This is a genomic window from Klebsiella sp. HMSC25G12 (assembly GCF_001807705.1).
Classification (GTDB): domain Bacteria; phylum Pseudomonadota; class Gammaproteobacteria; order Enterobacterales; family Enterobacteriaceae; genus Klebsiella; species Klebsiella variicola.
On record NZ_KV789825.1, the window covers coordinates 1 to 9,064 of the forward strand.

The 9,064-nt window shown below is 57.5% G+C and carries 9 protein-coding genes and 1 pseudogene; 9 read left to right on the top strand and 1 reads right to left on the bottom strand.

The genetic code is table 11. The features are described from left to right. Positions 1-489 precede the first annotated feature (489 nt). From fecI to HMPREF3096_RS28720, 9 genes and pseudogenes are all read left to right on the top strand, one after another. On the top strand, positions 490-1,011 hold the full coding sequence (gene fecI, locus HMPREF3096_RS05205) for an RNA polymerase sigma factor FecI (protein WP_020325012.1): 522 nt from the start codon (positions 490-492) through the stop codon (positions 1,009-1,011). Beyond that, positions 1,008-1,961 carry a ferric citrate uptake sigma factor regulator FecR gene (gene fecR, locus HMPREF3096_RS05210; protein ID WP_020325007.1) on the top strand — a complete coding sequence of 318 codons (954 nt, stop codon included), beginning with the start codon at positions 1,008-1,010 and terminating at the stop codon, positions 1,959-1,961. The genes fecI and fecR overlap by 4 nt, the downstream gene beginning before the upstream one ends. Before the next feature lie 86 nt (positions 1,962-2,047). After that, positions 2,048-4,372, top strand: a complete 2,325-nt coding sequence (gene fecA, locus HMPREF3096_RS05215; protein WP_032731908.1) for a TonB-dependent Fe(3+) dicitrate receptor FecA — start codon at positions 2,048-2,050, stop codon at positions 4,370-4,372. A 44-nt stretch (positions 4,373-4,416) separates the two neighbouring features. After that, positions 4,417-5,319 carry a Fe(3+) dicitrate ABC transporter substrate-binding protein FecB gene (gene fecB / locus HMPREF3096_RS05220; RefSeq protein ID WP_004182127.1) on the top strand — a complete coding sequence of 301 codons (903 nt, stop codon included), beginning with the start codon at positions 4,417-4,419 and terminating at the stop codon, positions 5,317-5,319. Further along, positions 5,316-6,314, top strand: a complete 999-nt coding sequence (fecC, locus tag HMPREF3096_RS05225; RefSeq protein ID WP_004182126.1) for an iron-dicitrate ABC transporter permease FecC — start codon at positions 5,316-5,318, stop codon at positions 6,312-6,314. Before fecB ends, fecC begins: the two co-directional genes overlap by 4 nt. Beyond that, the gene (gene fecD / locus HMPREF3096_RS05230; RefSeq protein ID WP_004118246.1) at positions 6,311-7,267 is read left to right on the top strand and encodes a Fe(3+) dicitrate ABC transporter permease subunit FecD; all 957 of its coding nucleotides are present in this window, start codon (positions 6,311-6,313) and stop codon (positions 7,265-7,267) included. Before fecC ends, fecD begins: the two co-directional genes overlap by 4 nt. Beyond that, positions 7,268-8,035, top strand: coding sequence for a Fe(3+) dicitrate ABC transporter ATP-binding protein FecE (gene fecE / locus HMPREF3096_RS05235; RefSeq protein ID WP_004152282.1), 768 nt, complete (start codon positions 7,268-7,270; stop codon positions 8,033-8,035). Positions 8,036-8,088: 53 nt separating this feature from the next. Beyond that, positions 8,089-8,427 (top strand): IS66 family insertion sequence element accessory protein TnpB, encoded by a 339-nt coding sequence (gene tnpB, locus HMPREF3096_RS05240; RefSeq protein WP_029497456.1) that lies wholly within the window; start codon positions 8,089-8,091, stop codon positions 8,425-8,427. Between the two features lie 49 nt (positions 8,428-8,476). Next, positions 8,477-8,735, top strand: a pseudogene (locus HMPREF3096_RS28720) (IS66 family transposase); the annotation flags it as partial. Positions 8,736-8,757: 22 nt separating this feature from the next. Here the strand turns inward: HMPREF3096_RS28720 and HMPREF3096_RS05245 are convergent. Then, a partial coding sequence (locus HMPREF3096_RS05245; RefSeq protein ID WP_228704797.1) for an EAL domain-containing protein occupies positions 8,758-9,064 on the bottom strand: 307 nt, incomplete at its 5' end.

Genomic DNA, 9,064 nt, shown 5'->3' on the forward strand with positions numbered 1-9,064 from the left:
AACCCGAAATCTGATTTATTCAACAAAGCCGCACCAAATCATCACTCGAAGATATTCAGGCATGGTACATCCGCGGCAAGCCCCTAATTTGTACTGAGGGGCAAAGTGAAAAAAGTTACTTTTTGTTGAAACGACAGTTAGCAATAACCCCCGCTTGCGGGGGCCATACCCACCAGGAGCAAACGCAGAAAGCCCGAGATACTTCAGCTGTACCGGGGGCTGGCGACATTTCAGGCAACACTCATAGTTGACATCCTCCCCGCCCTAAAGGGCGGGGAGGATGTCAATAATAGCAGACCACATCATGATGTCATTCTGACCGACAGATGCCAGAAGCAGAGGATCCATCCCATTTTATACCTACCTTATAACACTTAGAAAAACAACATGTTAAAAATGTTTATTGGAAACAATTTTATTTCCAATTGTAATGATAACCATTCTCATATTAATATGGCTACGTGATAATTAACTTTTGATGCACTCCGCATGTCTGACCGTGCCACTACCACAGCTTCCTTAACGTTCGAGTCGCTTTATGGCACCCATCACGGCTGGTTGAAAAGTTGGCTGACGCGCAAACTCCAGTCTGCCTTTGATGCAGATGACATTGCCCAGGACACTTTTTTGCGGGTAATGAGCAGCGAAACGCTCTCGACGATCCGCGATCCTCGCTCTTTCCTGTGCTCTATCGCCAAACGCGTGATGGTGGACCTGTTTCGCCGAAACGCGCTGGAAAAAGCGTATCTGGAGATGCTGGCGCTTATGCCGGAGGGGGTAGCGCCTTCACCTGAGGAACGCGAAAGCCAGCTCGAGACCCTACAACTCGTCGACAGCATGCTGGACGGGCTAAACGGAAAAACACGTGAAGCGTTTCTGCTTTCGCAACTGGATGGCCTGACATACAGCGAGATTGCGCACAAACTCGGTGTTTCCGTCAGCTCCGTGAAAAAATACGTGGCGAAAGCCGTCGAGCACTGCCTGCTGTTTCGTCTGGAGCATGGGTTATGAATCCTTCGTTAACCGATTCCCGCCGTCAGGCGCTGCGTTCAGCTTCCCACTGGTATGCCGTGCTAAGCGGCGAGCGCGTCAGCCCACAACAGGAAGCGCGCTGGCAACAGTGGTATGAACAGGATCAGGATAACCAGTGGGCCTGGCAGCAGGTTGAAAACCTGCGCAACCAGCTTGGCGGTGTGCCTGGCGACGTTGCCAGCCGGGCGCTGCACGATACCCGCCTCACCCGCCGTCACGTGATGAAAGGATTACTGCTGTTGCTCGGCGCTGGCGGAGGCTGGCAACTCTGGCAGTCGGAAACCGGCGAAGGTCTGCGGGCAGATTACCGCACCGCCAAAGGCGCAGTCAGCCGTCAGCAACTGGAAGATGGCTCCCTGCTCACGCTGAATACCCAAAGCGCGGCGGATGTGCGTTTTGATGCGCATCAGCGCACCGTCCGGCTCTGGTACGGTGAAATCGCCATTACTACCGCGAAAGATGCGCAGCAACGCCCCTTCCGCGTCCTGACCCGTCAGGGCCAACTCACCGCTTTAGGGACAGAATTTACCGTCCGCCAGCAGGATAATTTCACGCAGCTTGACGTGCAGCAGCACGCCGTGGAAGTGCTTCTCGCCAGTGCCCCCGCGCAAAAACGCATCGTGAACGCTGGTGAAAGCCTGCAGTTCAGCGCCTCTGAGTTTGGCGCAGTGAAACCGCTGGATGACGAGAGTACAAGCTGGACGAAGGGCATCCTGAGCTTCAGCGATAAACCGCTGGGTGAGGTGATAGCCACGCTAAGCCGTTACCACAACGGCGTGCTGCGCTGCGATCCCGCCGTTGCCGGGCTGCGCCTGAGCGGGACGTTCCCGCTGAAAAATACCGATGCGATCCTGAACGTTATCGCTCAAACGCTTCCCGTTAAAATTCAGTCTATTACGCGGTACTGGATAAACATTTCACCGCTGTAAGAAAAATAATTCTCATTTCGATTGTCCTTTTTACCCTTCTCGTTCGACTCATAGCTGAACACAACAAAAATGATGATGGAGAAGGTATGACGCCGTTACGCGTTTTTCGTAAAACAACACCTTTGGTTAACGCCATTCGCCTGAGCCTGCTGCCGCTGGCCGGTCTCTCGTTTTCCGCTTTTGCTGCACAGGTTGATATCGCACCGGGATCGCTCGACAAAGCGCTCAATCAGTATGCCGCACACAGCGGAATTACCCTCTCGGTTGACGCCAGCCTGACGCGCGGCAAGCAGAGCAACGGTCTGCACGGAGATTACGACGTCGAGAGCGGCCTGCAACAGCTGCTGGACGGCAGCGGACTGCAGGTAAAACCGCTGGGAAATAACAGCTGGACGCTGGAGCCCGCGCCCGCGTCAAAAGAAGATGCCCTGACCGTGGTCGGCGACTGGCTGGGCGATGCGCGTGAAAACGACGTATTTGAACATGCTGGCGCGCGTGACGTGATCCGCCGTGAGGATTTCGCCAAAACCGGCGCAACCACCATGCGTGAGGTGCTTAACCGCATCCCTGGCGTCAGCGCGCCGGAAAACAACGGCACCGGCAGCCACGACCTGGCGATGAACTTTGGCATCCGGGGCCTGAACCCACGCCTCGCCAGCCGCTCGACCGTCCTGATGGACGGCATCCCCGTCCCCTTTGCCCCTTACGGTCAGCCGCAGCTTTCACTGGCTCCCGTTTCGCTCGGCAACATGGATGCCATTGACGTGGTGCGCGGTGGTGGTGCGGTGCGTTACGGACCGCAGAGCGTGGGCGGCGTGGTGAACTTTGTTACCCGCGCCATTCCGCAGGACTTTGGTATCGAGGCGGGGGTGGAAGGTCAGCTCAGCCCAACCTCTTCACAAAACAATCCGAAAGAGACGCACAACCTGATGGTGGGCGGCACAGCGGACAACGGTTTTGGCACCGCGCTGCTCTACTCCGGCACGCGCGGCAGTGACTGGCGCGAGCACAGCGCCACCCGCATCGACGACCTGATGCTGAAAAGCAAATACGCGCCGAATGAGGTGCACACCTTCAACAGCCTGCTGCAATATTACGATGGTGAAGCCGACATGCCCGGCGGCCTGTCCCGCGCGGATTACGACGCCGATCGCTGGCAATCCACCCGCCCGTATGACCGCTTCTGGGGCCGTCGCAAGCTGGCGAGCCTGGGCTACCAGTTCCAGCCGGACAGCCAGCATAAATTCAACATTCAGGGGTTCTACACCCAAACCCTGCGCAGCGGCTACCTGGAGCAAGGCAAACGCATCACCCTCTCGCCGCGTAACTACTGGGTGCGCGGTATTGAGCCACGCTACAGCCAGAGCTTTATGATCGGCCCTTCCGCGCACGAAGTGGGCGTGGGCTATCGCTATGTGAATGAATCAACGCATGAAATGCGTTACTACACCGCCACCAGCAGCGGGCAGTTGCCGTCCGGCTCAAGCCCTTACGACCGCGACACGCGTTCCGGCACCGAGGCGCACGCCTGGTATCTGGATGACAAAATCGACATCGGCAACTGGACCATCACGCCGGGTATGCGTTTCGAACATATCGAGTCATACCAGAACAACGCCATTAAAGGCACGCACGAAGAGGTGAGCTATAACGCACCGCTTCCGGCGTTGAACGTGCTCTATCACCTGACTGACAGCTGGAATCTTTATGCAAACACTGAAGGCTCGTTCGGCACCGTACAGTACAGCCAGATTGGCAAGGCTGTGCAAAGCGGCAATGTGGAACCGGAAAAAGCGCGAACCTGGGAACTCGGTACCCGCTACGACGACGGCGCGCTGACGGCGGAAATGGGGCTGTTCCTGATTAACTTTAACAATCAGTACGACTCCAACCAGACCAACGACACCGTCACTGCACGTGGCAAAACGCGCCATACCGGGCTGGAAACGCAGGCACGTTACGACCTGGGTACGCTAACGCCAACGCTTGATAACGTTTCCGTCTACGCCAGCTATGCGTATGTGAACGCGGAAATCCGCGAGAAAGGCGACACCTATGGCAATCAGGTGCCATTCTCCCCGAAACATAAAGGCACGCTGGGCGTGGACTACAAGCCGGGCAACTGGACGTTCAATCTGAACAGCGATTTCCAGTCCAGCCAGTTTGCGGATAACGCCAATACGGTGAAAGAGAGCGCCGACGGCAGTACCGGCCGCATTCCCGGCTTCATGCTCTGGGGCGCACGCGTGGCGTATGACTTTGGCCCGCAGATGGCGGATCTGAACCTGGCGTTCGGTGTGAAAAACATCTTCGACCAGGACTACTTCATCCGCTCTTATGACGACAACAACAAAGGCATCTACGCAGGCCAGCCGCGCACGCTGTATATGCAGGGGTCGTTGAAGTTCTGATGTGTTAACGCCCGGCTTGCCGGGCTTTTAGCTGGAATGTGACTATGTTGGCATTTATCCGTTTTATTTTTGCAGGCCTGCTGCTGGTGATCGGCCACGCCTTTGCCGCCACGGTTCAGGACGAACACGGCACGTTTACACTCGATAAAACGCCACAACGGATTGTGGTGCTGGAACTCTCGTTCGCCGATGCGCTGGCCGCCGTGGACGTCAGCCCGATCGGTATTGCCGACGATAACGATGCAAAACGCATCCTGCCCGAAGTGCGTGCGCACCTGAAACCGTGGCAGTCCGTCGGAACGCGCGCGCAGCCGAGCCTGGAAGCCATTGCTGCCCTGAAACCAGACCTGATCATTGCCGACAGCAGTCGCCATGCGGGGATTTACACCGCCTTGCAGCAAATCGCGCCGGTACTGCTGCTTAAGTCCCGCAACGAAACCTACGCTGAAAATTTGCACTCAGCGGCTATCATCGGCGAAGTGGTAGGTAAAAAACGAGAGATGCAGGCGCGTCTGGAACAACATAAAGAGAAGATGGCGCAGTGGGCCAGCCAGCTTCCCACAGGGACACGCGTGGCCTTTGGCACATCACGCGAACAGCTATTCAACCTGCATACCCAGGAGACCTGGACCGGCAGCGTGCTGGCTTCTCTGGGGCTGAACGTTCCCGCTGCGATGGCGGGCGCGTCCATGCCGTCCATCGGCCTGGAGCAACTGCTGGCGGTCAATCCTGCCTGGCTGCTGGTTGCCCACTATCGCGAAGAGAGCATTGTTAAACGCTGGCAACAAGATCCGCTCTGGCAGATATTAACCGCCGCGCAGAAGCAGCAGGTTGCTTCAGTCGACAGTAACGCCTGGGCGCGGATGCGCGGTATTTTTGCCGCAGAGCGTATTGCCGCTGACACGGTAAAAATCTTCCACCATCAGCCGCTTACCGATGTGAAATGACCGCGCTAAAACACCCGGTGCTGCTGTGGGGGCTTCCCGTTGCAGTACTTATTATTATTTTCTGGCTGAGTCTGTTTTGCTACTCGGCCATTCCTGTTTCCGGAGCAGACGCAATCCGCGCCCTGCTGCCTGGACACACGCCAACGCTACCAGAAGCGCTGGTGCAAAACCTTCGTTTGCCGCGAAGCTTGGTCGCCGTTCTGATCGGCGCAAGCCTGGCGCTCGCGGGCACGCTGCTGCAAACCCTGACCCACAACCCAATGGCCTCTCCTTCACTGCTCGGCATTAACAGCGGCGCGGCGCTGGCTATGGCGCTTACCAGCGCGCTGAGTCCGACGCCGGTTGCAGGCTATTCCCTGTCGTTCATCGCGGCATGCGGGGGCGGCGTGAGCTGGCTGCTGGTCATGACCGCAGGAGGCGGGTTTCGTCATACCCAGGACAGAAACAAACTGATCCTCGCGGGTATCGCGCTGTCGGCCTTTTGTATGGCCCTGACCCGCATCACCCTGCTGCTGGCCGAAGATCATGCTTACGGCATCTTTTACTGGCTGGCAGGCGGAGTGTCCCACGCCCACTGGCAGGATGTCTGGCAGCTCTTGCCGGTGGTGGTCACTGCAGTCCCTGTCGTGTTGCTGCTGGCGAATCAACTGAACCTGCTCAACGTCAGCGACAGTACCGCCCATACGCTGGGAGTGAACCTGCCGAGACTACGTTTGATCATCAATATGTTAGTGCTGCTTCTGGTTGGCGCGTGCGTCAGTGTGGCAGGTCCGGTGGCGTTTATCAGCCTGCTGGTGCCACATCTGGCGCGCTTCTGGGCAGGCTTCGATCAGCGCAACGTACTGCCGGTGAGCATGCTGCTGGGGGCCACGCTGATGCTGATGGCAGATGTACTCGCACGCGCGCTGGCCTTCCCCGGCGATCTGCCCGCAGGCGCAGTGCTGGCGCTGATTGGCAGTCCTTGCTTTGTCTGGCTGGTGAGGAGGCGAGGATGAAAATTGCGCTGGTCATTTTCATCACCCTTGCCCTGGCAGGCTGTGCGCTGTTATCACTCCATATGGGGGTGATCCCCGTGCCGTGGCGCGCGCTGCTGACCGACTGGCAGGACGGACGCGAGCATTATTATGTATTGATGGAGTACCGACTGCCGCGCTTGCTGCTGGCACTGTTTGTCGGTGCAGCCCTCGCCGTGGCGGGCGTGCTGGTACAGGGGATTGTGCGTAACCCGCTAGCATCACCGGATATTCTCGGCATTAACCATGCCGCCAGCCTTGCCTCTGTGGGAGCACTGCTTCTTATGCCATCACTATCCGTGATGGTGCTGCCGCTGCTGGCCTTTGCGGGCGGTATGGCGGGGTTGATCTTGCTGAAGATGCTGGCAAAGACCCACCAGCCGATGAAGCTGGCGCTCACCGGCGTGGCGCTTTCCGCCTGCTGGGCGAGCCTGACGGATTACCTGATGCTCCTGCACCCGCAGGATGTAAACAGTGCCCTGCTGTGGCTGACGGGTAGCTTATGGGGGCGCGACTGGCACTTTGTGAAGATTGCCGTGCCGTTGCTCATTCTGTTTTTGCCGCTGAGCCTGCGCTTTTGTCGCGATCTCGACCTGCTGGCGCTGGGCGATGCACGAGCAGCCACGCTCGGCGTGTCGGTTCAGCGCACCCGGTTCCAGGGGCTGATGCTGGCTGTCGCGATGACAGCAACCGGCGTGGCCGTCTGTGGCCCGATAAGTTTTATTGGTCTCGTCGTGCCGCACATGGTGCGCAGGATCGCCGGCGGGCGTCACCGCTGGCTGATGCCCGTTTCGGCCCTGACGGGCGCGTTGTTGCTGGTCATTGCCGATCTGCTGGCACGAATCATTCATCCGCCGCTGGAGCTTCCGGCAGGCGTGCTGACCGCCATTATCGGCGCACCGTGGTTTGTCTGGCTGCTTGTGAGAATGCGATAAATGAGATTACGTACTGAAAATCTGACCGTCAGCTATGGCGCACAAACCGTGCTGGATGGACTTTCTCTCGCCCTGCCTGCCGGAAAAATCACGGCCCTGCTCGGCCCTAACGGTTGCGGGAAATCGACGCTGTTGAACTGTTTTTCTCGCCTGTTAACACCAGACTCTGGCGAGATATTGCTTGATGAAAAACCCATAGCCGGTTTTTCCGCCCGCCAGCTGGCTCGCCGCCTGGCTTTACTGCCGCAACACCATTTATCCCCCGAGGGGATCACTGTACGGGAACTGGTTTCCTACGGCCGCAGCCCGTGGCTGTCGTTGTGGGGGCGACTCTCCGCGGAAGACAACGAGCGGGTCAACGTGGCAATGAGTCAGACCCGGACGCGCAATCTGGCTGACCGCAGGTTAACCCAGCTTTCCGGCGGCCAGCGCCAGCGTGCGTTTCTGGCGATGGTGCTGGCACAGGATACCCCACTCATTCTTCTTGATGAGCCTACGACCTACCTCGATATCAATCATCAGGTTGAACTGATGCGCCTGATGGTTGAACTCAAAAGGCAGGGGAAAACCGTAGTGACGGTACTCCACGATCTGAATCAGGCCAGCCGCTATTGCGATCATCTGGTGGTACTGGCAAGCGGTCGCGTGATGGCGCAAGGTGCTCCGGAAGCAGTGATGAAACCAGAGCTTCTAAAGACGGTGTTCAGCGTAGAAGCGGAAATCCATCCCGAACCGGTATCTGGCAGACCCATGTGTGTGGTGAAGTAGTCTGGCGAAGTGATAAGGATCATCACAGGACAGATAAAGGAAGTGATAACCACCTGCCAACAGGCACCAAAATCTGGCTGGTTGCCGGTATCACCGACATGCGCAACGGCTTCAATGGTCTCGCCGCAAAGGTGCAGACGATGCTGAAAGATGACCCGATGTCCGGCCATGTCTTCATCTTCCGGGGCCGCAGCGGCAGTAAGGTCAAACTGCTGTGGTCCACCGGCGACGGGCTGTGCCTGCTGACCAAACGGCTGGAACGCGGCCGCTTCGCCTGGCCCTCTGCCCGCGATGGCAAAGTGTTCCTGACCCCGGCGCAGCTGGCAATGCTTCTGGAAGGCATCGACTGGCGGCAGCCTAAAAGACTGCTTACGTCCCTGACCATGTTGTAGGCCTCTTTATCCTGGTTGTCGTTGAATAAGCCTGGTAAAATGCGGGCTTATGAACAACACCTCCCCCTGACGACATCCTTCTGCTGAAACAGCGCCTGTCCGAACAGGAAGCGCTGAACCGCGCCCTGCTGGAAAAGCAGGCCGACCGGGAGCGCGAAATAGACCATCTGCAGGCGCAGCTGGATAAGCTTCGCCGAATGAACTTCGGCAGTCATTCTGAATAAATCTCCCGCCGCATCGCGCAGATAGAAGCCGACCTGAACCGGCTTCAGACAGAAAGCGATACGCTGACGGGTCGGGTTGCCGATACGGGCCGGGCCCCGTATCGTTTTAACCCTGAATATTCATCGCAGATATTGTTTCGGGTTTTCCGTTATACCAGCCCTGAACTAGGTAACCGGGGCCAAGAGAACGGACGAATTCAAACTGTCCTGGCGTTTCCACCCCTTCAAACACCAGTGGTTTGCCAGTACCACGTAACCCTTTCACCACAGAAACAAGTAGCGCTCGCTTCACCGGGTCATCAATATTGGCAATAAAAATACGGTCTATTTTTATCTCATCGAAATCCAGTACCGTCAGCCATTCAATATGGGGGCCGCTTGGAAAACGGAATCTATGGTCACTCCCGTTTTTG